The sequence below is a fragment of the Streptomyces roseofulvus genome (assembly GCF_039534915.1).
GTDB classification, from domain to species: Bacteria; Actinomycetota; Actinomycetes; order Streptomycetales; family Streptomycetaceae; genus Streptomyces; species Streptomyces roseofulvus.
This window is the reverse complement of record NZ_BAAAWE010000001.1, coordinates 6700505-6723353: the sequence shown is the minus strand read 5'-3', so window position 1 is coordinate 6723353 and position 22849 is coordinate 6700505. Positions and strand designations below refer to the sequence as shown.

Annotated in this window: 22 protein-coding genes; 10 read left to right on the top strand and 12 right to left on the bottom strand. The window is 74.3% G+C overall.

Features of this window, described 5'->3' with window-relative positions; translation table 11 throughout:
- The first annotated feature begins 242 nt into the window (after positions 1 to 242).
- On the top strand, positions 243 to 1346 hold the full coding sequence (locus ABFY03_RS31010) for a mechanosensitive ion channel family protein (RefSeq protein ID WP_319008184.1): 1104 nt from the start codon (positions 243 to 245) through the stop codon (positions 1344 to 1346).
- Positions 1347 to 1418: 72 nt separating this feature from the next.
- Here the strand turns inward: ABFY03_RS31010 and ABFY03_RS31005 are convergent, their stop codons facing one another.
- Positions 1419 to 1670, bottom strand: a complete 252-nt coding sequence (locus ABFY03_RS31005) for a DUF6479 family protein (RefSeq protein WP_319008183.1) — start codon at positions 1668 to 1670, stop codon at positions 1419 to 1421.
- A 73-nt stretch (positions 1671 to 1743) separates the two neighbouring features.
- Here ABFY03_RS31005 and ABFY03_RS31000 point away from each other — a divergent pair, with 73 nt between their 5' ends.
- Entirely contained in the window at positions 1744 to 2256 is a 513-nt protein-coding gene (locus tag ABFY03_RS31000; protein ID WP_346171363.1) for a GNAT family N-acetyltransferase, read from the top strand.
- A 37-nt stretch (positions 2257 to 2293) separates the two neighbouring features.
- Here ABFY03_RS31000 and ABFY03_RS30995 read toward each other — a convergent pair whose 3' ends face one another.
- Positions 2294 to 2545, bottom strand: a complete 252-nt coding sequence (locus ABFY03_RS30995; protein ID WP_319008181.1) for a hypothetical protein — start codon at positions 2543 to 2545, stop codon at positions 2294 to 2296.
- Between the two features lie 354 nt (positions 2546 to 2899).
- Here ABFY03_RS30995 and ABFY03_RS30990 point away from each other — a divergent pair, with 354 nt between their 5' ends.
- Positions 2900 to 3778 carry a class I SAM-dependent methyltransferase gene (locus tag ABFY03_RS30990; protein WP_346171362.1) on the top strand — a complete coding sequence of 293 codons (879 nt, stop codon included), beginning with the start codon at positions 2900 to 2902 and terminating at the stop codon, positions 3776 to 3778.
- Here the strand turns inward: ABFY03_RS30990 and ABFY03_RS30985 are convergent.
- On the bottom strand, positions 3729 to 5996 hold the full coding sequence (locus tag ABFY03_RS30985) for a Dyp-type peroxidase (protein ID WP_319008179.1): 2268 nt from the start codon (positions 5994 to 5996) through the stop codon (positions 3729 to 3731). The genes ABFY03_RS30990 and ABFY03_RS30985 overlap by 50 nt on opposite strands.
- Before the next feature lie 332 nt (positions 5997 to 6328).
- Between ABFY03_RS30985 and ABFY03_RS30980 the strand changes: the two genes are divergently transcribed.
- The 6 genes from ABFY03_RS30980 to ABFY03_RS30955 all read left to right on the top strand — a co-directional run bounded on the left by ABFY03_RS30980 (position 6329) and on the right by ABFY03_RS30955 (position 13541).
- Positions 6329 to 8326, top strand: coding sequence for a galactose oxidase-like domain-containing protein (locus tag ABFY03_RS30980; RefSeq protein ID WP_319008178.1), 1998 nt, complete (start codon positions 6329 to 6331; stop codon positions 8324 to 8326).
- Positions 8327 to 8680: 354 nt separating this feature from the next.
- On the top strand, positions 8681 to 9664 hold the full coding sequence (locus ABFY03_RS30975) for a ScbA/BarX family gamma-butyrolactone biosynthesis protein (RefSeq protein WP_346171361.1): 984 nt from the start codon (positions 8681 to 8683) through the stop codon (positions 9662 to 9664).
- Entirely contained in the window at positions 9658 to 10785 is a 1128-nt protein-coding gene (locus ABFY03_RS30970; RefSeq protein ID WP_319008176.1) for an acyl-CoA dehydrogenase family protein, read from the top strand. Before ABFY03_RS30975 ends, ABFY03_RS30970 begins: the two co-directional genes overlap by 7 nt.
- Positions 10782 to 11513 (top strand): HAD family hydrolase, encoded by a 732-nt coding sequence (locus ABFY03_RS30965; RefSeq protein ID WP_346171360.1) that lies wholly within the window; start codon positions 10782 to 10784, stop codon positions 11511 to 11513. Before ABFY03_RS30970 ends, ABFY03_RS30965 begins: the two co-directional genes overlap by 4 nt.
- A 155-nt stretch (positions 11514 to 11668) precedes the next feature.
- A complete protein-coding gene (locus tag ABFY03_RS30960) occupies positions 11669 to 12868 on the top strand; it encodes a sulfotransferase family protein (protein WP_346171359.1) in 1200 nt (399 codons plus the stop codon).
- A 166-nt stretch (positions 12869 to 13034) separates the two neighbouring features.
- A complete protein-coding gene (locus ABFY03_RS30955; protein ID WP_319008173.1) occupies positions 13035 to 13541 on the top strand; it encodes a MarR family winged helix-turn-helix transcriptional regulator in 507 nt (168 codons plus the stop codon).
- A 58-nt stretch (positions 13542 to 13599) separates the two neighbouring features.
- Here the strand turns inward: ABFY03_RS30955 and ABFY03_RS30950 are convergent, their stop codons facing one another.
- The gene (locus tag ABFY03_RS30950; RefSeq protein ID WP_319008172.1) at positions 13600 to 14478 is read right to left on the bottom strand and encodes an NADP-dependent oxidoreductase; all 879 of its coding nucleotides are present in this window, start codon (positions 14476 to 14478) and stop codon (positions 13600 to 13602) included.
- Positions 14479 to 14521: 43 nt separating this feature from the next.
- Positions 14522 to 15721, bottom strand: coding sequence for an MFS transporter (locus tag ABFY03_RS30945; protein ID WP_319008171.1), 1200 nt, complete (start codon positions 15719 to 15721; stop codon positions 14522 to 14524).
- Between the two features lie 58 nt (positions 15722 to 15779).
- Between ABFY03_RS30945 and ABFY03_RS30940 the strand changes: the two genes are divergently transcribed.
- Positions 15780 to 16154, top strand: coding sequence for a MerR family transcriptional regulator (locus ABFY03_RS30940; RefSeq protein WP_319008170.1), 375 nt, complete (start codon positions 15780 to 15782; stop codon positions 16152 to 16154).
- Positions 16155 to 16181: 27 nt separating this feature from the next.
- On the opposite strand, the gene ABFY03_RS30935 is transcribed toward ABFY03_RS30940, so the two are convergent.
- The 7 genes from ABFY03_RS30935 to ABFY03_RS30905 are packed head-to-tail and all read right to left on the bottom strand — an operon-like array spanning position 16182 to position 22820.
- Positions 16182 to 17033 carry a class I SAM-dependent methyltransferase gene (locus ABFY03_RS30935; RefSeq protein ID WP_319008169.1) on the bottom strand — a complete coding sequence of 284 codons (852 nt, stop codon included), beginning with the start codon at positions 17031 to 17033 and terminating at the stop codon, positions 16182 to 16184.
- A complete protein-coding gene (locus tag ABFY03_RS30930; RefSeq protein WP_346171358.1) occupies positions 17027 to 17833 on the bottom strand; it encodes an alpha/beta fold hydrolase in 807 nt (268 codons plus the stop codon). Before ABFY03_RS30930 ends, ABFY03_RS30935 begins: the two co-directional genes overlap by 7 nt.
- Entirely contained in the window at positions 17830 to 18492 is a 663-nt protein-coding gene (locus ABFY03_RS30925) for a LysR family transcriptional regulator substrate-binding protein (protein ID WP_319008167.1), read from the bottom strand. The genes ABFY03_RS30930 and ABFY03_RS30925 overlap by 4 nt, the downstream gene beginning before the upstream one ends.
- A 2-nt stretch (positions 18493 to 18494) precedes the next feature.
- The gene (locus ABFY03_RS30920; RefSeq protein WP_319008166.1) at positions 18495 to 19319 is read right to left on the bottom strand and encodes a DUF6182 family protein; all 825 of its coding nucleotides are present in this window, start codon (positions 19317 to 19319) and stop codon (positions 18495 to 18497) included.
- A complete protein-coding gene (locus ABFY03_RS30915; RefSeq protein ID WP_319008165.1) occupies positions 19316 to 20503 on the bottom strand; it encodes a hypothetical protein in 1188 nt (395 codons plus the stop codon). Before ABFY03_RS30915 ends, ABFY03_RS30920 begins: the two co-directional genes overlap by 4 nt.
- Positions 20503 to 21966 carry an NAD(P)/FAD-dependent oxidoreductase gene (locus tag ABFY03_RS30910; RefSeq protein ID WP_319008164.1) on the bottom strand — a complete coding sequence of 488 codons (1464 nt, stop codon included), beginning with the start codon at positions 21964 to 21966 and terminating at the stop codon, positions 20503 to 20505. The genes ABFY03_RS30915 and ABFY03_RS30910 overlap by 1 nt, the downstream gene beginning before the upstream one ends.
- Positions 21963 to 22820 (bottom strand): SAM-dependent methyltransferase, encoded by an 858-nt coding sequence (locus ABFY03_RS30905; RefSeq protein ID WP_346171357.1) that lies wholly within the window; start codon positions 22818 to 22820, stop codon positions 21963 to 21965. Before ABFY03_RS30905 ends, ABFY03_RS30910 begins: the two co-directional genes overlap by 4 nt.
- Positions 22821 to 22849: the final 29 nt, after the last annotated feature.

Below are 22849 nucleotides of genomic sequence, written 5' to 3'. Positions count from 1 at the left end.
TTCGGCACGGCGCACGCGCTCCGTGGCCGCGGGGCAGGGGCGCACGCGCCGATGACGCCGGCCGTGCCCCCGTGCCTACCGATCATGAGGGTCCGCGGGGGCGAAAGGTTCCCGGCACGGGGCACCGGCGCGGAAATCCTCCGATCCGGTGGCGGCGGGCCGGATCCCGTGTCCCTCCCGCCCGACGGGCCCCGGCCGCCCCGGGTTTGTTTGGCCGGGGCGGCGGCGGTCAGGCGGAGGGCATGGAGAATTCGCTGCGGCTGATGATCGCCCTGTGCGGCTCCGCACTGGCCGCGTACGCCGTCGTGCGGGCCGCCGACCTGGCCGCCCGCCGCGCGGACGCCCGGCGGCCCGGCACCCCGCTGTGGGGTTTGCTGCGCCGGTGCCGTACCCCGCTGTTCGTGGTCCTGTGCACGGCGCTGCTCGGGTGGGCGGTGGACCTCGCCGACTGGACGCCCGCGCACGACCCCGCCGGTCCGGTCGGCCGGCTGCGGGTGCTCTGCCTCATCGGCAGCGGTGCCTGGCTGACCGTCCGGGTCGCGACCGCGCTGGTGGAGTCCTCGTACGCGCGCTACGCCGGGCGCACCGCCGACCGGGCGCGGGTGCGGCGGGTGCGGACACAGGTCACGCTGCTCACCCGGGTGGTGTCGGTGGCCGTCGGGGTGATCGCGTGCGCGGTGGCGCTGGTGACCTTCCCGTCGTTCCGGGCGCTGGGGACCTCGCTGCTCGCCTCGGCCGGGATCATCGGCATCGTGGCCGGGGTGGCGGCGCAGTCGACGCTCGGCAACCTCTTCGCCGGGTTCCAGATCGCCTTCGGCGACATGGTCCGGATCGGCGACACGGTCGTCGTCGACGGGGAGTGGGGGCTCGTCGAGGAGATCACCCTGACCTTCCTCACCGTGCGCACCTGGGACGAGCGGCGGGTCACGCTGCCGGTGTCGTACTTCACCTCCCGCCCCTTCGAGAACTGGTCCCGCGGCGGCGCCGAGATGACCGGCACCGTCTTCCTCCACTGCGACCACGCCACCCCGGTGCCGCTGCTTCGGGCGCACCTGCGGGGCTTCCTCGACGGCTGCCCCGGCTGGGACGGGCGCGCCTGGGACCTCGCCGTGACGGAGACCTCCCCGACCGGCATCACGGTGCGCGCGCTGGTCACGGCCCAGGACCCCGACGCGTTGTGGACGCTGCGCTGCGCGGTCCGCGAGGAGCTCGTCCGCTGGCTCGCCCGCGAGCACCCGGCCGCGCTGCCGAAGGTCGTCACGGCCCCGGCTCCGGGGCCCTCCGCCGACGCGCGCGCCGACCGACGGCCCGTCAGCCGTGACCCGTGGGTGGTCCGTCAGCGGTGACCCGCGGGCGGGGCATCGGTCAAGGCCCGCGGGCGTGGCGTCGGTTCCGGCCCGCGGGCGTGGGGTCAGCGGTCAGGCCCGGCCGTCGCCGCCGTCCCGTCGCTCGTCGGGGGTGGACCAGGAGTCGTCGCGGGGCGCCCCGGGCTGGGTCCGCGTCGGGTCGCCGAGGGACCTGCGGCGGCGGGCCGCGCGGCGGCTGCCCCACCAGAAGGCGCCGAGCAGGAGGGCGACGACGATCACGCCGATGGCCAGGGCGAAGCCGAGGGCGTTCGACCCGGCGGACGCGAGCGCGCCGGCGGCCGTGGACAAGGAGGATCCGGTCATATGCCGCGTCTCTCCTGTCCCGGTCGCCGCAAACCCCGCCGCGCGGCGGGGCCGGATGGGGCAGGCTGGGGGCATGAGCGACTTGTACGGTGCCGCCGTCGTCCTGCGTCCCTCGGCGCCCGGGGACGTCCCCGCGCTGGCCGCCGTCCGGGCCACGCCCGAGGTGCGGGCCCGGTGGCGGGGCGGCGACGACCTGGCCGGGGAGGTCGCCGCGGACCTGGAGGACCCGGAGACGCGCTGTCTGACGATCCGGCACCGGGACCGGATCGTCGGCATGATCCAGTGGTACGAGGAGGAGGAGCCGGACTACCGGCACGCCGGGATCGACCTGTTCCTCGACCCGTCGGTGCACGGCCGGGGCCTGGGCACGGACGCGGTCCGCACCCTCGCCCGCCATCTCGTCGACGACCTCGGCTTCCACCGGCTGGTCATCGATCCGGCGGCCGACAACGCGGCGGCGATCCGCTGCTACGAGAAGGCCGGCTTCCGCCCGGTCGGGGTGATGCGGCAGTACGAGCGGGGCGCGGACGGCACCTGGCACGACGGCCTGCTGATGGACCTGCTGGCCTCGGAACTGGTGCGCTGACGCCGACGTCGCTCCGGAAGGCGCCGAGGGGATGAACTCAGCGCACGTCCGTGGCGTCGACCATGCGGTTCAGCCGGTGCCGGGCGCGGGTCGCGTGGGTGCGCGGCAGCCGGATCTCGGCGCGGGCCCGCTCCGCGCCGGTGACGACGTACTCCAGCGCGAGGACGGGGGTGCTGGAGAGGGTGGCGGCGATCCTGCCCAGCGCCCCGGGGGTGTCCCTGAGCGAGACGACCACCGTGCACGTGTCGGAGCCGGTGGCGGTGGAGGGGGCGTGGTCGTCGAGTGCCATGAGGTGTTCCTGTCCAGGTCTGCCGGGTCGGGGTTTCCGGGGAAACAAAAAGACCCCTCGTGGAGACGAGAGGTCTGCGTGCGGGCGGTGGGGTCGTCCGGGAGGGGTCGCCTCCGGTCACCTCGGTGCCGGCACGCGGGCGCTGATAATGAGCCGCCGCTGCATGCCCGGATCGTGCCACGGAGGGTCACCACGTGGAAAACCCGTCTCACGCACCGGACAAGCGAGGCCGGCGGGGCCGCCGCGGGGCGTGCGGCGCGTGCCGGGGCCGGGGGCGGGAACGGACGCCGTCCCGCCCGAGCGGGACGGCCTGTCGCCGTCCCGTCGACGGGCCTCCTCGGCCATCCTGGCGCCATGCGCGAGCGACAGCGGTACGACGTGTGGGCGGCGGGCGCGGCGTACGAGCGGTACATGGGCCGCTGGAGCCGCCTCGTGGCCGACCGGTTCCTCCCGTGGCTGGACGCCGCCGACGGGCTGCGGTGGCTGGACGTCGGCTGCGGCACGGGCGGCCTGACGGCCGCGATCGCCGCCCGCCGGCACCCGACGGGCGTCCTGGGGGTGGACCGCTCGGAGGGCTTCGTCGCCCGGGCTCGCACGACGGCCTCCCCGCCGGCCCGCTTCGCGGTGGCGGACGCCCAGGCCCTCCCCGTACGCGACGCGACCTGCGACGCCACCGTCAGCGCCCTGCTGCTGAACTTCCTCCCCTCCCCCGCCGCCGCACTCGCCGAGCAGACGCGGGTCACCCGCCGGGGCGGCCTGGTGGCGGCGTACGTCTGGGACTACGCCGGCGGCATGGAGCTCCTCCGCCACTTCTGGGACGCCGCCACCGCGGTGGACCCGGCGGCGGCGCCCCTGCACGAGGGCCGCCGCTTCGCGGACTGCCGGCCGGACCGGCTGCGCGCGGTCTGGACGGCGGCGGGCCTCACCGACGTCGCCACCACCGGGCTCGACGTCCCCACCGTCTTCGCCGGTTTCGACGAGCTCTGGGCTCCGTTCCTGTCGGGCCAGGGCCCGGCCCCCGGGTATCTGGCGAGCCTCCCGCCGGCGACCCGCGAGCGTGTCCGGGAGGCCCTGAGCGCCGCCCTCCCCCGGAACCCGGACGGCTCCATCCCCCTCACCGCCCGCGCCTGGGCGGTGAGGGGCCGCCGCACGCCCCGGCAGCGCGCGGACGGCGGTGGGCGCGTCAGGCCGTCAGCGACGTCCACAGGGTCAGGGGGCGGTCGTCGACCGTGATCTGGTCCTCGTGGCCCCGGCCGTCGCGGATCACGATGATGCGGTACTTGTCCTGGTGGAACACCCAGAAGAGGCTCAGGCCGTTGATCCGCTGCATGTCGGGGACGGCCAGGAACTCGTCGACCCGGGTGATCCCGGTCAGTGAGCGCCACAGGTCGAGCCCGCGGTCGCCGCGCTCGACGGCGTCCTGGTGCGCCCGGCCGTCGGCGACCGAGATGAGCCGGTAGACCTGGGCGCCCATCAGGGTGTGGAACACCCAGTAGTAGCTCTTGCCGTCGACGCGCTGCAGGTCGGGGACCGGCAGGAAGGCGTCGACCCGCTCCACGCCGTTGAGCGAGACCCACGCCGACAGGGAACGGTCCGCGCGGTCGATCCGGGCGGCCTGCTCGGGCGGGAGTCCGGTCTCCGCTCCGTCGGCGATCGAGATCAGCCGGTAGACCTGGCGGCCCTCGACCGTGTGGAACAGCCAGTAGCGGCTGCGGCCGCCGACCCGCTGCTCGTCCGGGACGGGCAGGATCGCGTCGACCTTCGTCACCCCGGCGTAGCAGGGCCAGGTCGTCAGCGGCCGGTCCGGGCGCTCCCGGACGTCCGTGTGGTCGTCCCCGTCCGCGATGGAGAGGGTCCGGCAGACGGGGGTGCCGTCGTCGTCCGTCCCGAACGCCCAGTACCAGCTCCTGCCGTCGGCCCGCTGCAGGTCGGGGACGGGCAGGAAGGCGTCGGTCGGCCGGAGCACGGCGGGCGGCTTGTCGGTGAGGCGCCCGTCGCCCAGCAGCCGCAGCAGCCGCAGCGACGGCACGAAGGCGTACACCGACCCTTCGGTGACGACGAACTGACTGAGAGTCAGCTTGGTGGTCCGGCCGGGCGTCTCGTAGCTGAGGGTGCCGGCGGCGCCGACCATCCCGTCCGGGCCGGGCTTCTCCGTCCGGTTCGGCGGGAAGTCCGGGCTGTCGATCCACGCCTTCTGGATGAACTCGAACTGCTGCACCAGGTCCGACTGGTAGCAGACGAAGAGCAGGCCGCGCTTCTCGTCGGGCCCGCCGGGCCCCTCCGAGGCGGGGTCGAAGGGCGCGCCGTAGGGGGCGCCGCGGCGGATGATCCGGCGGCGGTCCATGACCGGGTTCTCGTCGAACGGCCGGTCGCCCGGGCGCTCCTGGAGGCCGTCGCGGGGGTTGGTCTTGCGCAGGTGCGAGAAGAGCGGGGTGCGGAAGCCCTCGGGGTCGTCGCGGTAGCCGAAGTCGTTGTCCTCGCCGGCCAGCGCGTTGGAGGGACGGTCGGCGTTGGGGCAGGTGGCGACGGGGGTGCCGGAGCGCCAGCGGCCGACGAGCCGGGCGGCCAGCCACTCCGTGGTGGCCTCGGGCGGCACCACCTTGGCGTTCTTGAGCACCTTCAGCTGTCCGGCCACCTGTGACCAGAACCCGGGGACGTCCTGGCCGAGCCGGCGCACCACCTGGAAGCTGCCGTTGACGGCCCAGTCGGGCGTCTCGCGCGGCTCGTCGTCGACCCGGTCGAGGCCGACGACGAACTCGCCGGGCGGGATCAGCCGGGTGCCGTGGTGGCCCTTGACGTACTCGGGCTTGACCGGGTCCGGTGCGTCGAAGCCGATCACACCGGGCTCGCTGACGCCGTCCTTGAAGCCGAAGTGCTCCTTGCCCCGGCGGGTGCCGGGCAGGGTGGCGGCGTCCTGCTGGAAGACGATCACGATCTTCGCCGCGGCGCACGCCTCGCGCTGCTGCCGGACCGCCGTCTGGAGGTCCTGGAGGGTGTCGGAGGCGATGGTGAGGACGGCGTGGACGGTCTCGCCCCTGCCGTCGCCGAAGAGCCACATCTCCGGCGAGCTGTCGCCGGTGTCGCCCAGGGCCCGCTTGTCCGAGCCCTGTTTGAAGGCCTCCAGGCCGCTGCGGGGCGGGACGGACGGCAGCGGGTCCTTCCCGGTCAGCTGCCGCAGCCCCTCGTAGGTGAAGCTCACGTTGATCCAGGTGGCCTTCAGCGTCTTCGGGTCGTCACCCGCCGACGCCTTGCGGGCCTTGCTGAAGGCGGCGTTGAACGTCGCCACCTGCCGCGTCGTGGAGATCTGCGGTTCCAGCGCCTTGACCCAGGCGCGTGCCCGCGCCGGATCCTCGAACTTGAGGAAGAGCAGGGTCATCTGGTCCTTCTTGAAGCCGGCGAGCACATCGCCCTGGATGTCGTCGCTCTCGCGCAGCACGAGTTCGTCCGCCATGGGTCCCTCCAGAAGATCGACACCTCCACGCCCCAGTCGCGCAGAGTGATCTGCAACGTATGCGAGCTCTGGATGCCCGAGGGTCGGGAAGCGCGCCCTTCACTCGATCACCGGCGACAAACGGGCTGGTCAGGGGGCGCACGGGGCGCACTGGGGCGCTTTCGGAGCTCATGATCACCCGCCTGGGTCGGTCGAGGTGACAGCCCGCCGACCCGCTGGGAACACTGAGTCGCGTCACGGTGCGTGAGCACGTGGCAGTCGTGTCAGCGGCGTGCCCCCGACCGTCCCCGTCGCCGGAACCGCCGCGCCGTCCCCCGTCGACAAGGAGTCCCATGCCCCCCGGAAACCCGCCCCGGCCCGTCCGCCGCGGTCTCGTCACGGCGCTCTCCCTCTGCGCGGCCACCGCGATGGCCGCGTCCATGGCCGTGGTGTCGGCCGGCCCCGCCCTCGCCCACACGGGTCACGGAGACGCGGACCACGGCGACGCCTTCCCGTACGCCCCCGCCTCGCGGGCGGCGAAGGCTCCCGTGGCCGTGGACCCGGCCGAGGCCGCGACGCTCGGCGAGGAGCACGCCGAGGAACACGCCCGCACCCGCAAGGCGCTGGCCGACGTCGGCGAGTACCCGCAGAGCACCCGGACGGCGCGGCTCGGCGCGCTGACCGCCTCGCAGGAGAAGGCCAACGCGTCCTTCGACGCCTCGGAGTTCGGCCGGTTCCGCGAGTACTTCCCGTCCCCGGACTTCGCGGCCCACATCGCGCTGCTGCCCACCGGCAAGGTCCTGCTGTTCTCGTTCGAGCGGATCGAGGTCAACCCGCAGAAGGAACCCGCCCCCACCGACACGATCGGCAAGCCCAACGCCGGCCGCGCCTGGATCTGGGACCCCGCCAAGGGGACCGGCGCCGACGCGTTCACCGAGAAGAAGCCGCCGGTCGTCAACATGCCCGACGGCAAGAACGAACCCCGCCCGGCCCCGTTCTTCTGCGCCGGCCACTCCTACCTGCCCAACGGCATGCTCGGCGTCTTCGGCGGCAACCTCGGCGGCAACGGCGGCTCCGGCGCCAAGCTGTCGCTGGTGTTCGACCCCTGGGCGGAGGAGTGGTACCTCAACAAGGACATGTCCGTCGGCCGCTGGTACCCCAGCGTCGTCACCGGCGCGGACGGACGTCAGGTCATCATGTCCGGGCAGTCCGAGCTCGGCTGGGGCACCCCCACCCCGGTGGTCGAGCGCTTCCCCGGCGCGGCGCACCCGGTCCCCTTCGACAAGGCGGTCAAGCCGATCGCCTGGGGGGTGGACAAGCTGAAGACCGAGGCGCCGTTCAAGTGGGACTACCCCCACCTGTTCTCCCTGCGCGACGGCAAGATCTACGGCCTCGGCCGCTCCGTGGACCAGCAGTGGGTCTTCGACACCGCCGCCGACACCAGGTCCGACCTGCCGAACCGCCCGGACGTCAACAAGAGCATGCCCGGCCCCGACGGCGGCGAATGGCGGCGCAACTACGGCTCCGCGGTCCCGCTGCCGGCCGGCTTCCGGGGTCCCGACTCGGTCCTGGTCCTCGGCGGCGACCGCAACGACCCGAACACGTACCGCCTGGCCGGCGGCAAGTGGAACACCGAGAAGCCCCGCGCCTTCGGCCGCACCCAGGACGACACCCTGCTCCTGCCCAACGGCAACCTGCTCACCGTCAACGGCGCCTTCGACATCCGCGACTACGGCAACGGACCGTACAACCCGAACGCGGACCTGAAGTTCCGGCAGACCGAACTGCGCGACGAGAACGGCGACTGGAAGCTCGGCCCCGTCCAGCGGCTTCCCCGCGGCTACCACTCCAACGCCCTGGTCCTGCCGGACGGCCGCGTCATGATCACCGGTGACGAGCTGCAGCAGCTCGCCAACGACCCCGACATCACCGACAACAACAACGGCAGCATCGAGATCTACGAGCCCGCCTACCTCCACCAGGGCAGCCGCCCCCAGCTCGGCATGGTCCTCAACCCCACGGTCGGCTACAACGACAGGATCACGGTGAGCACCAGCACGCCCGGCGACGTCACCCGCGCCGTGCTGCTCGCCCCGACCACCGCGACGCACTCGGTCAACACCAGCCAGCGCCACCTCGAACTGCGCGTCAAGAGCCGCGGCGGCAACTTCCTGGAGCTCCAGGCCCCGCCGAACGCGGCCGCGGCCCCGCCCGGTCACTACATGCTCTTCCTCCTGAACGAGGAGGGCGCCCCGAGCAAGGCCGGCTGGGTCCAGCTCAAGCCGCCGACGACCACCGCCACCGCCGCCAAGACCAAGGCCAAGGCCACGGCCACGGCCTCCGGCGACTGACCCCTGCCCCTCGGTCCGAGCCCCCAGCCCCGTCCGGGCCGGGGGCTCGCGCCGTGTCCGGCGTGGCCGGCCCGCCTCAGGGGCGGGCGAGGTGACACATTTCCACAGCTCGGCGGCCTCGTCCGGTCGGCGCGAGGTGCGGTGCGGTGGGGGGTGGGCGGGGAGCCGCCGGACCGAACGGGCCGCGGCCCGGGGCCGATCGGCCGGCGGGCCGACGGGAGGGCCGTCCGCTCCTCACGGCAAGAGGCATGCGGAATTCATGCGTCCGTAACGGAGAAAAGTTTTACGTATATAGGATCTTGCATGGAAAGTTCCTTGACCCGGCAATGAAAAAACCACTCTGAGGAGCCTGCCTTGTCCCTGAAATCTTCCGACGTCACGGTCACGGCTCAGCGTCCGACTCTGCCCCCGGTCGAGGTCCACAAGGCCGCCGCGGACCAGGTGCTCCTGACCGGCGCGACGAGGACCGGGAACAACCGCTTCACGGTCGCCGCGCTCTGGCCGGGCGACCACCCTCTGTACCACCCCGATCCGCGCGGCTTCGGCGACCCGACCTTCGTGGTGGAGTCGGTGCGCCAGGCCGCCATCCACCTCAGCCACCGCTTCCACGGCATCGACCACGAGGGCGACCGGGTGATGGTGATGAACCGCATCGAGGCCGACGTGGCACCCCCGGGCCTGCCCCACGCGGGCGAGCGGGCGCTCCCGGTGGTCATGGAGGTCACCAGCACCCGGACGGAGAACCGTTCGTCCCGCGTCGACCTGGCGCTGGAGGCCGAGATCCACGTCGAGGGCGTGCGCCACGCGCGGGCCTCGGTGCGCTGGGTCGCGCTCCCGGCCCGGCAGTACGCGGTGCTGCGCCGACGCAACGGCGCGGCGGGAGACGTCGGTTCGCCCCTGCTCGGCGCGCCGCCCGCCAGGAGGCTCGCCCCGGAGGAGGTCGGGCGGCGGCACGCGCGCGACGTGCTGCTCGCCGCGTCGGACGGGCTGCCCGCGAACTCGTGGCTGCTGACCATGGACCGGTCGCACCCGGTCTTCTTCGACCACGAGTCGGACCACATACAGGGGATGGTGCTGCTCGAAGCCATGCTCCAGGCGGCACGCGTGACGCGCCGCCGGGCGTCGGAGACGGCGGGGCGCCGGGACGCGAACGTCTCCTCCCCCCGTTTCGGCGTGGACTACACGCGCTTCGGCGAGTTCGACCGACCGGTGGTCGTCACCGCCGGGCGTGCCACGGGCCCGGAGGAGGGGCTCGTCCTCACCGCCGTCCAGGGCGACCGCACGCTGGTCCGCGCCGTGCTCGCGGACGACGAGTTCCAGGAGGCCCTTCCGTGCTGAACGCCGCTCCGACCGCACAAGTGCCCCGGGGGACAAGGGAGTCGCCGCTCGATGTGGCGGCGGTCGCGCCGATCGCCGCCCGTTGGGCCGCCCGCGCCGAGGAGGAGCGCATGCTGACGGCCGAGGTCGCCGGGGCACTGTCCCGGGCGGGCTTCGCACGGCACTTCGTACCCGAGCGCTGGGGCGGTGCCGCGGGCACCTTCGGCCGACTGCTGGACGCCTCGGCCGAACTGGCCGGGAGCTGCGCCTCCACCGCCTGGTGCGCCACCCTGTTCGCCGCGCACGGGCGGCTGGCCGCGTATCTGCCCGAGGAGGGCCGGCGCGACCTCTGGGGCACGTCGCCGGACGTCCGCGTCGCGGCCGCGGTGGTGCCGCCGAGCGGCAGCGCGGTCGCCGTGGAGGACGGCTGGCGGCTCGACGGAAGCTGGGGGTACGCGAGCGGCGTGGCCCACGCGGACTGGGTGCTGCTCGGCAGCTGGACTCCGGGAGCCGTGGAGGGCACGCGGGACCACCGGGTCTTCGCGGTCCCCCGCGCCGACGTGGAGGTGCGGCACACCTGGCGCTCCCTGGGCCTGCGGGGCACCGGCAGCGACACGGTCACCGCGGACGGGGTGTTCGTGCCCGCGCACCGCTCCTTCACCGTCGCCGATCTGGCGACGCCGCTTCCCGGCGCGGCCCGCTGCCACAGCGTGCCGTACCCGATGGTGGCGGCCCTGATGTTCGCGGCGCCCGCGCTCGGCGCGGCCCGTGCCGCCCGGTCGGCCTGGATGGCCCACGTGCCGGGCCGCTCTCCCCGGCACCTCCGCGCGTTCGCCGCCGCCTCTTCGGAGATCCGCTCCGCCGGGCTCCTCCTGGCCGACGTGGCACGCAGGGCGGACGGCGGGGAGCCGGTGACACCCTTGGCCGCGGCGGAGTGCCGGCGCGACGCGACGGCCGCGGCGGCGCTGTGCGCGCGGGCCGTCGACGGGCTCTTCCGGGCCGCCGGGGCGAGCGGGCTCATGGACGACCACCCGGTGCGGCGCCCGTGGCAGGACGTCCTCGCCGTCACGGCCCACGCGGCCCTCGACCCGGAGACGGCGGCCGAGGACTACGCCCGTCTCGCGCTGGGGACCCCCGCATGACGGCCCCTGCCGAAGCGGGCGCGTCCGCCGGGCTCGCCGCGTCCGGTGGCGGCGGGCGGGCGGTGGCGTTCTTCGACGTGGACGAGACGCTGATCCCGGCCAAGAGCATGGTCGCCTTCTGGAGGTGGTGGGCGGCCCGGGAACCCGGGCTGCTGCCGTCGATCGACGCGCTGCTCGCGAGGGCCCGCGAGGAGGGCCGGCGCGCCGAGGTGAACCAGGAGTACTACCGGGCCTTCGCCGGGATTCCCGTCACGGAGTTCCTGGCCGTCGGCCGCGAGTGGTACGCGGAGTACCGCACCGGGCGGGACGCGTTCGTCACCGCCGCCCTGGCGGCCCTGCACGAGCACCGGGCCGCCGGCCACGCCGTGGTGCTGGTCTCCGGGTCGCACCCGGCGTGCCTGGAGCAGCTGGCCGGGGAGCTCGGCGCGGAGCGGCTGCTGTGCACCGAGCAGGTCGTCGGTCCGGACGGGCGCCTCACCGGAGGCGTCGTCCGGCCGATGATCGGCGAGGCGAAGGTCACGGCCGTGCGCGCGTTCCTGAAGGAGAGCGGGATCCCGGCCGGGGAGTGCTTCGCCTACGGCGACCACTCCAGCGACCTCCCCCTGCTGTCCGGGGTGGGCCGGGCCGGGGTCGTCGGCGAGGATCCCGTCCTGCTGGAGCACGCCGAACGGTTCGGCTGGAGGCGCCTGTCGGCTCGTACGGGCCCCTGGTTCCCGGGCGGCGGGTGACGGCCGGCCGAGGGTGGCGGGGCCGCCGGCCGCGGTCCGGACACTCGGGGTCAGCCGCGGACGACAGAGTGTGTTCGTTCTTACATTCGAGCCGAGAGTCCGTGGCGGCGTAACCGATGGGTTACGCTCGCTCGGTCCGCGCACGAGGGGAGCAGATGGTGAACCGGCATGCCGCATCCTGCGTGACGAAGGAGATCGCCACCCCGGGGTCACGCCGGTCGGCCGCCTTCGACCTGGACGAGCTCTTCGCGGCGGCGCAGCTCCAGCGCACCGAGCCGAGCTCCCTCTCCCCTTGTTTCGTCCCCGCCTACCAGCGGCTCGCCGAGGCGCTCACCGAGGAGGCCGCGCTGACGCCGGCCGGGGTGGAGGTCGCCCGCCGGCGGCTGGTGTCCGCCCTCGGCAACCAGATCAAGGTCCGCGAGCTGGTCGAGGCCCATGCCGTCGACCCCGAACTCTACGGCGACGACGCGGTGTTCGTGCTCGGACTGCCCGGCACCGGCCTCTACCGGCTCCAGCGCCTGCTGAACCAGCACTCCGCGTTCAACATCCCCTCCCTGTGGGAGATCCTCTCCCCCTCCGCGGAGTGGCACCCGTGGCAGGCCGCGGGCGCCTCCGACGACCCCTTCGAGCGCGCGCTCTGGTCGCACCTGGGACAGCGCGAAGGGTTCCGGCCGCCCGACCTCGGCGCCCCCTACGGGGACCACCTGCTCCTGACGTACGCGTTCCACACCTTCTCGGCCGCGCTGGAGTACCGGATCCCGTCCTACTCGCGCTGGCTCCACGCCCAGGACACCACCACCGCCTACGAGTTCCACCGCTACGCGCTCGCGGTGATCCTGCAGCGGGTGAGCGGCGGCACGCCGCTCCTCGTCAACGAGTTCCACTCGCTCCAGCTGCCCTCGCTCTTCGCCTCGTACCCGACGGCGCGCGTCGTCAGGGTGCACCGCGACCCGCTGGAGTCCCTCGCCAACGTGGTCGGGGTCAGCACGACCCGTCGCCGCGCCTGGTCGACGCGGGTGGATGCGGTCGAGGCCACGTCCGAGTGGGCCGGGCAGCTGGCCGCCGCGATGGCCGTGCCGAGCTGGTCCGACCCGGCGCCGCCCGGGGCGGCCGTCCTGGACATCACCCACGCCGAGCTGGTGCAGACGCCGCTGCTGACCGTTCGCCGCATCTGCGAGTTCGCGGGGGTCCCCCTGCCCGGCGGGATAGAACGCCGGATCCTGGAGCAGGTCAGCCAGTTCGAGGGGACGCTGGAGGAGAGCCACTTCGCCCGTCCCGTCGAGACGGCGCTGCCCGACGACTTCCGCGCCCTGCGGGCCGCGTACTGCCGGCGGTGGTCTCTTCCCGCCCGCTGACCGGCGACGGACGGGACGGTCGCCCCGCCCTCCGGGACCGACATATTCTTGCGCGGAGAAAACATTAATACATGACTCTGCATCTGTTAAGGTCGCGTTGCGGGGGTTGCATACTGTCGTGTGATTCTCGTACCGCCGAGGCGGGGTGAGGCTGGAGGGTTGAGCCATGGTGCGGACGTCCCGCGGAAACAGGTCGGAGCCGGACGGCGACACGGAGTCGGACACCGGTCCCACGGCGGACCGCGGCGCCACGCAGGACCCCACCCTCGACGTCTGGTGGCAGCTCTCGCGGCTGTCCGGATACGTCTCGCAGATCCTGGAGCGCAAGCTCATGCGCTCCCACGGCATCGGGCTCACCGACTTCATCGCCCTCAGCACGATCCGGCGGGCCGCCCCCAAGGCGCTCCAGATGCAGGAGCTCGCCGACGAGATGGGCGTCAACCAGTCGACGCTCAGCCGGGTCGCGACCCGGCTGGAGCGCAGCGAGCTGGTCGAGCGCGGGCACAGCGAGCACGACCGGCGCTGCATCGTCATCCGGCTCACCGACGCCGGCCACCGGGAGCTCGCGCACTACACCGAGACCTTCAGCCGCGAGCTCCACACGGCCTTCGAGATGGCGGCGCTCTCGCCCGCGCTCTCCCCGCTCCTGACCCGCATCCTCCCGGAGCGGTAGGCCCCGCCCCGGCGGGCGGGACCCCGCCCGCCGGGACCGGCCGTGCGGTCCGGAGGGATCAGAAGAGCAGCACCACCTTGCCGCTCAGGCCGCCCGCCTCGAAGCGCTCGTGCGCGGTGCGCACCTCCGACACCGGGTGGTACTCGGCCACCCGCACCCGCAGCCGGCCCGCGTCCACCAGCTCCACGAGGGCCGCGAGGTCCTTGGCACTCTCCTGGACATAGCTCTTGGCGGCGCCCGGCACGTCCGGCAGCGGCTCGTCGGAGACCGAGACGTAGCCGCCGCCCTCGACGAGCGCCGCGGTGACGTCCACGCCCGCCGTGTCGAACACCGCGTCGTACGCCCGCTCGGGCAGGTCGCTCACCAGGTGCGTGACCGTCCCGGCGCCCAGCTCCCGTACCGGCTCGACGTGTTCCGGCCGGGAGACGAGCCCGTCGACCTCCACTCCGGCCTGCCGGGCGAGCTGGACGGCGAGGCCGCCCACCGCCCCCGCGGCGCCCGTGACGAGCAGGCGGTCGCCCCGCTGGAGCCGCAGCTTGTCCAGCGCCTGTACGGCGGTGGTCCCGGCGAGCGGCAGCGTGGCGGCCTCCACCAGCGCGAGGCTCTTCGGCGCGGGGGTCAGCAGGTGCTCGGGAAGGGCGACGAGCTCGGCCCAGGTGCCGCGCCCGGTGGCGACCTGCGCCGACATCGCGATGACCCGGTCGCCCACGGCGAACTCCGGCGACCCGCTGGCGACGACGACGCCCGCCAGGTCCCAGCCCAGGGTCGCCGGCAGGGCCGGGCCCACGTCCCAGGCCCGGGTCTTCCAGTCGACCGGGTTGAGGGTGCTCGCGACGGTGCGCACCAGGACCTGGCCCTCACCGCACTGCGGGTCCGGGACCTCCCGGACGACGAGGGCCTCGGGTCCGCCGTGGACGTCGATCTGTACCGCACGCATGACAGGAACTCCTTGTGGTTCTCTCGGGGATCTCTTGGGGGGATCAGACGGTGGTGGGGGTCGGGGAGGTCGCGGCCTCGGATGCCCCGTCCTTCGCGGCCCCCGACTTCCGGGGCAGCGCGTAGACGGAGATGACGAGGCCGAGGGCGCTGAGCACCGCGCCGGCCAGTCCGGTCCAGCGCAGCGCACCCGCCGCGACGATGACGCCTCCGACGGCCGAGCCCATGGCGGTGGCCAGCTGGAAGGCGCCCACGTTGACGGAGACGGCCAGCGTCGGCGCCTCCTGGGCGTGCCGCAGGATCAGGCCCTGAAGGGGAGCGATGGTCGCGGTGGCCAGCAGGCCCAGCAGCAGGACGGCGAGGACGGCGGTCGGCTTCCAGGTCACGGCGAAGGGGGTGCAGGCCAGGAGCAGGGCCAACGCGGCGAAGACGCCGCGCAGGGTGGCCGCGGGGGCCCGGTCGGTGAGCCGGCCCGCGATGATGTTGCCGAGGAAGCTGCCCGCGCCGTAGGCGAGCAGCAGCACGGAGACGACGAACGCGGCGAAGCCGGTGACCTCGGTGAGCAGGGGCGCGACATAGGTGAAGACGGTGGCGACGCCGGCGAAGCCGACCGCGGTGGTGGCGATCGCGAGCAGCACCGGGCGCTGTGCCATGACCCGGATCTCGGCGCGGGCGCCCGCCGATTCGGCGGCCTGGCGCGGCAGGACGGCCGCCAGGAGCGCGGTGCCGAGCAGCGTCAGGACGGTGAGGACGACGAAGGGCGTCCGCCAGTTGGTCCGCTCGCCGAGCAGCGCGCCCAGCGGTACGCCGAGGAGGGTCGCCACGGTCAGGCCCGAGACGACGGCGGCGGTCGCCCGGCCCACCTTCTCCGCCGGGACGACCTTGCTGGCGACCACCAGGGAGAGGGCGAAGAACGCCGCGTGGCTGAAGGACGACAGGACGCGGCCGAGCAGCAGCACCTCGTACGAACCGGCGAACGCGCTGACCGCGCTGCCCACCGCGAAGAGCAGCATCAGCGAGAGCGCGAGGCCCTTGCGGGGCATGCGCGCGGTCAGCAGGGTCACGACGGGGCCGCCGACGACCACACCCAGGCCGTACGCGGTGACGGTCTGTCCTGCGGCCCCCACCGAGACCCCGAGGTCCCCGGCCACCTGGGGAAGGAGGCCGGCGATGAGGTACTCGGAGGTTCCGACCACGAAGACGGAGACGCACAGCGCGGTGAGGATCACGGAGCTTTTTCTCATGGGGAGACGCTAAAGTCTGACATCAGTGTGAGAGTCAAGCGAGCGAGGAGGACGTTCCATGCGCATGGGAGAGATGGCGCGTCAGACGGGCGTGAGCGAGCGCCTGTTGCGCTACTACGAACAGCAGGGCCTGCTCACCCCCACCCGGCTTCCCAACGGCTACCGCGTCTACTGCGAGCAGGACGTCGAGACGGTGCGGCGCGTGCGCATGCTGCTCACCGCGGGGCTGACGACGGAGACGATCGCGAGGGTGCTCCCCTGCGTGCGCACGGAGAACGAGGAGCTCGTGCCGTTGTGCCCGGACCTGGTGGCGCAGCTGCGGCAGGAGCGGGAGCGGATCACCCGGGCCATCGACGACCTGCGGTCCTCGCGGGGCATTCTGGACCGGGTCATCGACGCGCAGCCGCAGCCGGCGGCGCTCCAGTCGGCCTGAACCGCCGCGCGGACGCCGTGCTGGTGATCAGGCGCTCACCGGGACGACACCCACGGCGACGGTGTTTCCCTCGCTGATGTAGCCGTGCGGCCGGCGCAGCGGGTGGGACGGCGCGTCCGGGTCGAGGAAGGGCTCCCAGTCGCCGGGGAACCCCGCGTCGACCGCCTGCCGGGCGATGCTGGCGCACGCGCGCGTGTAGAACTCCAGGGCCGCCGGTTCCAGCGGGGCGTGGTGCTCGATCAGCATCGTCTGCTGCCGCACCGACGCCAGCCCCGCCGCGTCGAACGCGGCGTGCAGCCGGCGGGTGCGCAGCAGCTGGCGCGCGTAGCCGGGGGTGCGGGCGGCGTACCGGAAGAAGTCCGTGAACAGGAAGGGGTCTCCCGGGCGCACGGTGATGAGCGAGGCGTCCAGGTCCTTGACGGCCACGACCCCTCCCGGCCTGACGACCCGGCGGAACTCCCGCAGTGCCCGCGCGAGTTCGTCGTCGTCGAGGTACTGGGTGGTGTTGGCGCACCAGACGGCGTCGAAGGAGTCGTCCGCGTAGGGGAGGTCGAGCACGTCGCCCTGCCGGACGTCGAAGGCGCAGAAGGAACGGCTCGCGCGCATCCGTTCGGCGGCGAGCGCCGCGTTCTCCTCGGCGAGGTCGATCGCGGACACCCGGCCGTCGGGGCCGACCAGGTCGGACAGCCAGGGCAGGAAGGCGCCGCTGCCGCAGCCCGCGTCGAGCACGTGCCAGCCGGAACGGACGCCCACCTGGTCGAGTGCCGCCTGGTACTGCGGCGCGCACGCGGCGAAGTGCGCGTCGATGATCTCCTCATGGGTGAAGCCGAGGCCGGTCGAGGCCGCGTGCCCCCAGGCCGCGTGGTCCTTCGTCAGCATGTGTCCTCCCTGGTCCGGTCCGCCGTGGCGGCGGTCGCGGCGTCGTCGAGCAGTGCGGTGAGGAGGCCGGTGACCCGGTCCGGTGCCTCCAGCGGCTGGAGATGGCCCGCGTCCGGCACCGTGACGAGCCGTCCGCGCGGCAGGGCGTCGCAGGTGGTCGCCGCCTCCCGCGCGGTGACGAGTTCGTCCTCCGCCCCGGTCACCACGAGGGCGGGTACGTCGGTGGCGCGCAGGACGGACGTGGAGTCCGGGCGCGCCGCGATGGCGCGCTGTGCCCAGGCCACCGCCTCGGGCGCGGCCGCCTTCGCCATCGTCAGGACCTCTTCCACCAGGTCCGGTCGGCGGTCCCGGGTGCCGGAGCCGAGGAGCGAGGGGGTGGTGCGGCGCACCACCTGGTCGCGGAGCGTGTCGTCGAGCATCAGGTCGGCGAACCTCCGGCGTTCGGCCGCCGTCTCCGGCGTGTCCGCGGCGGCCCGGGTGGCGAACAGGGCGAGGGCGCGGACCCGGCCGGGGTGGCGGCGCAGGAAGGCCATCGCCGTGTAGCCGCCCATCGAGCAGCCGGCGAGCGCCACCTCCCGTATGCCGTGCGCGTCGAGGAGGGCGGCGAGGTCGTCGGCCACGGTGTCGAGCGAGGGCGGCGCGGTGCCCAGCGGGACGGTGCCGAAACCGCGCTGGTCGGGTGTCAGGACCGTGTGGCCCCGGGCGCGCAGCGCTTCCGCCTGGGCCCGCCACATGGCGGAACCGAGGGGCAGGGCGTGCAGCAGGACGACGGGGAGGGCGCCGGGCCGTGCGGGGGTCATCGCCGGGCCTCCCGTTCGGCGTCGGCCACGAGGGCGGCGGCGGGCGGCGGGAGCTCCGCGTCGCGCAGCCGGGCCAGGGCGACGGGGGCGGGCGGCAGGTCGTGCAGGGGGACGGCCCTGATGTCGGGCGGCAGCACCGCTTCGAGCGACGCGAACGACAGGTGGACGGCCCGCGTGGTGCGGAGGACCTCGACCATGCCCTCCACCGTGGTCATCGGGTGGACGCGGCGGATCGGGGTGCCACGGGGGGTGTGCGGCGGCACCACCAGGTCCCAGACGTACGGGGGGAAGTCGCCGGGGCAGGAGAAGGCGTCGTAGGGAGCGGCCTCCTCGACGGAGACCGAGGCGCGGTCCGCGAGGGGGTGGTCGGCGCCGACGATCAGCGCGCGGTCGTCGAAGGCCACCGGGTCGCCGACGGCGATGTCCGGCTCCTGGAGGACGTATTTGACGATCATGACGTCCACGGCGCCCTCCCGCAGCGGGCGGAACGGTTCGGCCACGTCGTAGGGGACGAACTCCACCTCCTCCGGGCGGTGGCCGGCGGCCGTGATGATGCGGGTGGCGAGGTGCGGGGCGCCGTGGATGCCGAGGCGGACGGGGCGCGCGGCGGTCCGGGGGCCGGTCCCGTCGACCGTGGCGGTGGGCGGGGTGTGGGGCATGGTCAGCTCTCTTCGGTGAGTCCGGCGTAGGCACGGAGTCCACGGGGGCCGTGGGGGTCGGTGTCGACGCGCAGGGCGGCGTACGGGACGGTCGTCCCGGTCAGCCGGGGGACGGGGCGCAGGGTCAGCCGGTCCCCGGGGGCGATCAGCCCGTCCAGGACCGCCTCGACGACGAGGTGGTTCACCTGCACCAGCAGTTCGGAGACGGTGACCCGGGCCGTGGCGACGTACAGGTCGCGGTGGACGGGCGGGCGGACGGTGCCGCCCGGGGCGGGCACCTCGACGGTCACGGGGGGCCACGCGGAGAGCTCCCGGGTGCCGCTGAACGTCTTGAGCATGCGGCGCAGGGCGGTGGTGGCCGCGCCGGGGGCGGGTCCGCACCAGGCGGCGGAGCCGTCCTCGGCCACGTGGTCGAAGGCGAACCGCTCGGTGAGGTTGCCCGGCCGGCCGGTGAGGAAGAGGGTGCGGGTGAAGGCCCGCCGCCACGGCTCGGCGCGCTCCTCCGGCAGCGACAGCGCGAAGCGGCAGGTCTCGGCCACCCATTCCGGGAGGCGGAAGCGGTCCACGACGACGACGGCCAGGACGCCCCCGGCGGGATCCTCCTCGGCGGCCAGGGCGGCCCGGGCGTCCAGGAGGCCGTGGAGGGTGGTCAGGTCGAAGCGCGCGGCCAGGTCGGGCCGGGCGTCGCGCAGCCGACCGGCGGCGACGGCGAGCAGCCGTTCGGGGCCGAGGCCGCCGGTCAGGGTCGGGAGCGGGTGCCCGGACCGGGCTCCGGGCACGCCGTGCGCGCGCAGGGCGCGGAGGGAGTGGAGGGTGCTGAGGTTCATGGCGACACCGTGGTGAGCAGGGAGCGGGCCGGGGCAGGTCCGCGCCGGGTCAGCAGGGACGAGGTGAGCCGGTAGGGATCGACGTGGGCGTGTCCGCGCCGGTGCCGCCGGAGCAGTGCCGACAGGGCGTCGGGGTCCGCGTCCGGCTCCCGTCCGGCACGGTCCAGCAGCTGCTCGGCGCGGGCCACGCTCTTGCGCAGCAGGTCGTGCCGGAAGGACTCCTGCTGCCCCGGTCCGAGCACGGCGATGAAGTACAGCCTCATGCCGAGCCGGAGCGCCGCCGGATCGGCGTCGGCGAGGGAGTCCAGCAGGGCGTCCACGGTGTGGTCGTGCCAGCCGCCGTGCCGGGCGGAGGTGATCGTCCCGTCGATGGGCACCCGGCCGATGGGCACCCGGTGCACGGTGGGCCCCTTGTGGGCCAGTACGCGCTCCAGGAGCCGGTAGTCGGGGTCGAGTTCCCGGTCGTACAGGACGACGACCTCGTCGTAGCGGGGTGCGAGCGGCAGGAGCTCGCGCAGGGCGCAGGCGAGGTAGTTGGGGCGTCCGTCGGCGGTGACGATCCGCCGCAGGGGCAGGCCGTACCGGGTGGCGTCGAGGTACACCGGGCCGCCCACGTCCCGCTGGTCGATGCCCAGCCCGTCCGCGAGCAGGTCCCCGATCATCTCCTCCAGGCCGAATTCCGGGGGCTGGTGCGCGAGCAGTCCGGGGTCGCGCAGACCGAGCCGCTCGTAGTGCCCGGCCCACAGCCGCAGCACGCGTGCGCCGGCCGGGTGGACGAACCCGTCGCTCTCGGCGGCCTCCCGGTAGGGGCGCAGGGCGTCGGCGGTGACGGTCCGGTCCTCGGCGCGGTGACGGACGTACAGCTCTCCGATGTCCGTCTCGGACAGGTTCGCGTAGTCGGCGTCCCCCACGGTCCGGTCGAGGAACTCCCAGAACCCCAGGGTCTGTTCGGTGAGGTGGTACGTGGTGGGGCTGTAGCGGAACGTGACGTCGGCGGACGGCTCCGTGGCCCGGTGCATCACGTCCGCCCAGAGCAGCCCCTTGAGGTGACTGGGCGTCAGCGGCTTGGACGGGGTGACCGTGACCGGGGCCAGCAGCACCCTGCGGCGCGCGCCGGCTTCCGGTCGTTCCCCGGCGGGTCGTCCACCGGCCGCCCGGACGGCGGTCGTTCGGGTGGCGGTCATCAGTGACGCTCCCCCGGGCTCAGGGCGGCCAGCAGGTCCGCGCGGGTCGGGGGCCGGAGCCCGGCCGGGACGGCGGCGCCGTCGGCGCCGGCGAGGCCCACGCGCTCCCTGAAGGCGGCCGAGTCGAAGACCTCCGCGGGCGTGTTCAGGCCCATCAGGACCCGGGTCAGACCCCGCCACACCGCGGGGTCGCCGGCGGCGGCTCCCGCGATCCGGGCCAGGGCGGGGCGGCCGGGCACGACGGGCGGCACCGGCGGGGGCGGAGCGCCCTCGACGCGGGACCGCCACAGCCGGGCGCGCGCCCTGCTGTCGTGGGCGGCCTGTTCGAACCAGGGACGGTGGATGGCCTCGGCGAGCCGTACGGCCCGCTCGCTCTGTTCCGCTCCGGGCTCCGGGTGCGCCCGGAGCAGCTCCGCCAGCGCGAAGGCGTGCTGGAGGGCGAGCGACATGCCGCGTCCGTACAGCGGGTCGGTGACGCAGGCGGCGTCCCCGACGGGGAACAGGCCGGCCACCTGCCACCGGCCGGGACGGGCGGTGGAGCGCAGGACGTTCGGGGGCATGGTGATGGCCCGTACGCCGCTCAGGGGCGTCACGAGCCGCTCGTCCGTCCACCGTGCCACGTGGGGTGACAGCCGGGCTGCGGCGGTGAACCCGGCGGTGGTGCGCAGGAGGTTCGTCGCCGGGTCGGCCGTCGGCGCCCCGACGGCGATCGCGAAGGTGCGGTTGTCGGCGAGGTGGACGACGGCCGCGTAGTGGTCCCAGATGCCGCCGGCGGCGTTGCCCCGGTTCAGCGGCCCGGGCAGCGCGTCGCCGGGCGCGTCCAGCCGGTAGAAGCGGGTGAAGCCGCGCAGCTCGGTGGGGGCGGTGAGGTCTTCGCCCACGGGGATTCCAGCGTCCGTCAGCCAGGCGAGGGAGGAGGCCCGGCGGCCCGTGGCGTCCACCACGAACCGCGCGGGCAGCCGCTCGCCGAGGTCGGTCACGACGCCCGTGACGCGGGACCGGGACGGATCGAGGAGCAGGCCGCGCACCGTCGTCCCGTGGTCGAGGGTGACGCCCGGCAGGTCGCGGACCGCGCGGTACAGCAGCAGTTCGAGGAACGTACGGCGTACGGCGAGGGCCACGAGGTCGTCGTCGCCCGGTTCGCGCGGCCCGGCGGGCGCGGCCTCCGTCAGGTCCAGGAGCCGCGCGCCTTCCGCCAGGGCGCTCTCCAGGAGCCGCGGGGCGGACTCGCGCAGGACGCGGACCCCGAGCGAGGTGAGGATGTGCGAGTGGAGGCTCTGCGGGGTGGTGGGGCGCTCCCAGAGGTCGGCGGCCTTGGCCGGCGGGCCCTCCGGGGGCGGGTCGGACCGCTCCAGGACCCGGACCGGGACGCCGCGTTCGGCGAGGGCCAGGGCGGTGGCGAGTCCCGCGATGCTGCCGCCCGCGACGACCGCGGGAGCGGCGGTGGTCTCCGGAGCGGTCAACGCCGCCGCCCGTGGACGAAGAAGACCCGGCGCACGTCCTTGACGTCGCGCGGCGGTACCGGGTCGGGCCAGCGCCCGAAGTCCGCGCCGGGCTCGCCGGGCTGGACGGCGGTGACGTCGAATCCGTACCGGTCGAAGAGCGCCTCGGGCTCGTCGCTGCCGAACAGCCAGGGGCAGCCCCAGCCGGCGAAGACGTCGAGCAGCCCGCGCATGTGGGGCAGCGTCAGCGCGGCCTCGTTGACCAGGTCGGCCGCGACGAGGCTGCCGGGCGCGGAGACGGCGGCCACGCGCTCCAGCATGCGGTGCGTGTCGGCTTCCGGGATGTAGTAGAGCAGACCTTCGAGCAGCCAGGTGGACGGCAGCGCGGGGTCGTACCCGCTGTCCACGAGCCGGCTCTCCCAGTCGTCGTCGGTGAGGTCGACGGCCACGGAGCGGTGTGCCACGCGCGGGGCGACGCCCCGGAGCCGGTCGGCCTTGAACTCCAGGACGGCGGGCCGGTCGACCTCGAAGTAGCGGATGTGGTCGGGCCATTCCATCCGGTAGGCGCGGGAGTCCATGCCGGAGGGTGCGAGGACGATCTGCGTCATCTCCGGGTCCTGCGCGGCGCCGTGCAGGAAGTCGTCGAAGAAGCGGGTGCGGATGGCGTTGTAGTCCGGGGTGCTGGGCAGCGAGCGGGGCCGGTCGGGCGGGAACGTCGCGGCCCGCACCTCGGCGAGCAGCTCGGGTCCGGCGTCACCGCAGAGGCGGGCGGCGTACGGGTCCTCGTAGAGCCGGTCCTCCCGCCGGGTCTCGGCGGACCGGAGCGCCGCGGTGAGCAGGGCTGTCCGCTCCACCGGGTTGAGCAGTTCGGTCATCGGGGCTCTCCTTGGGCGTGGGTGTCGGG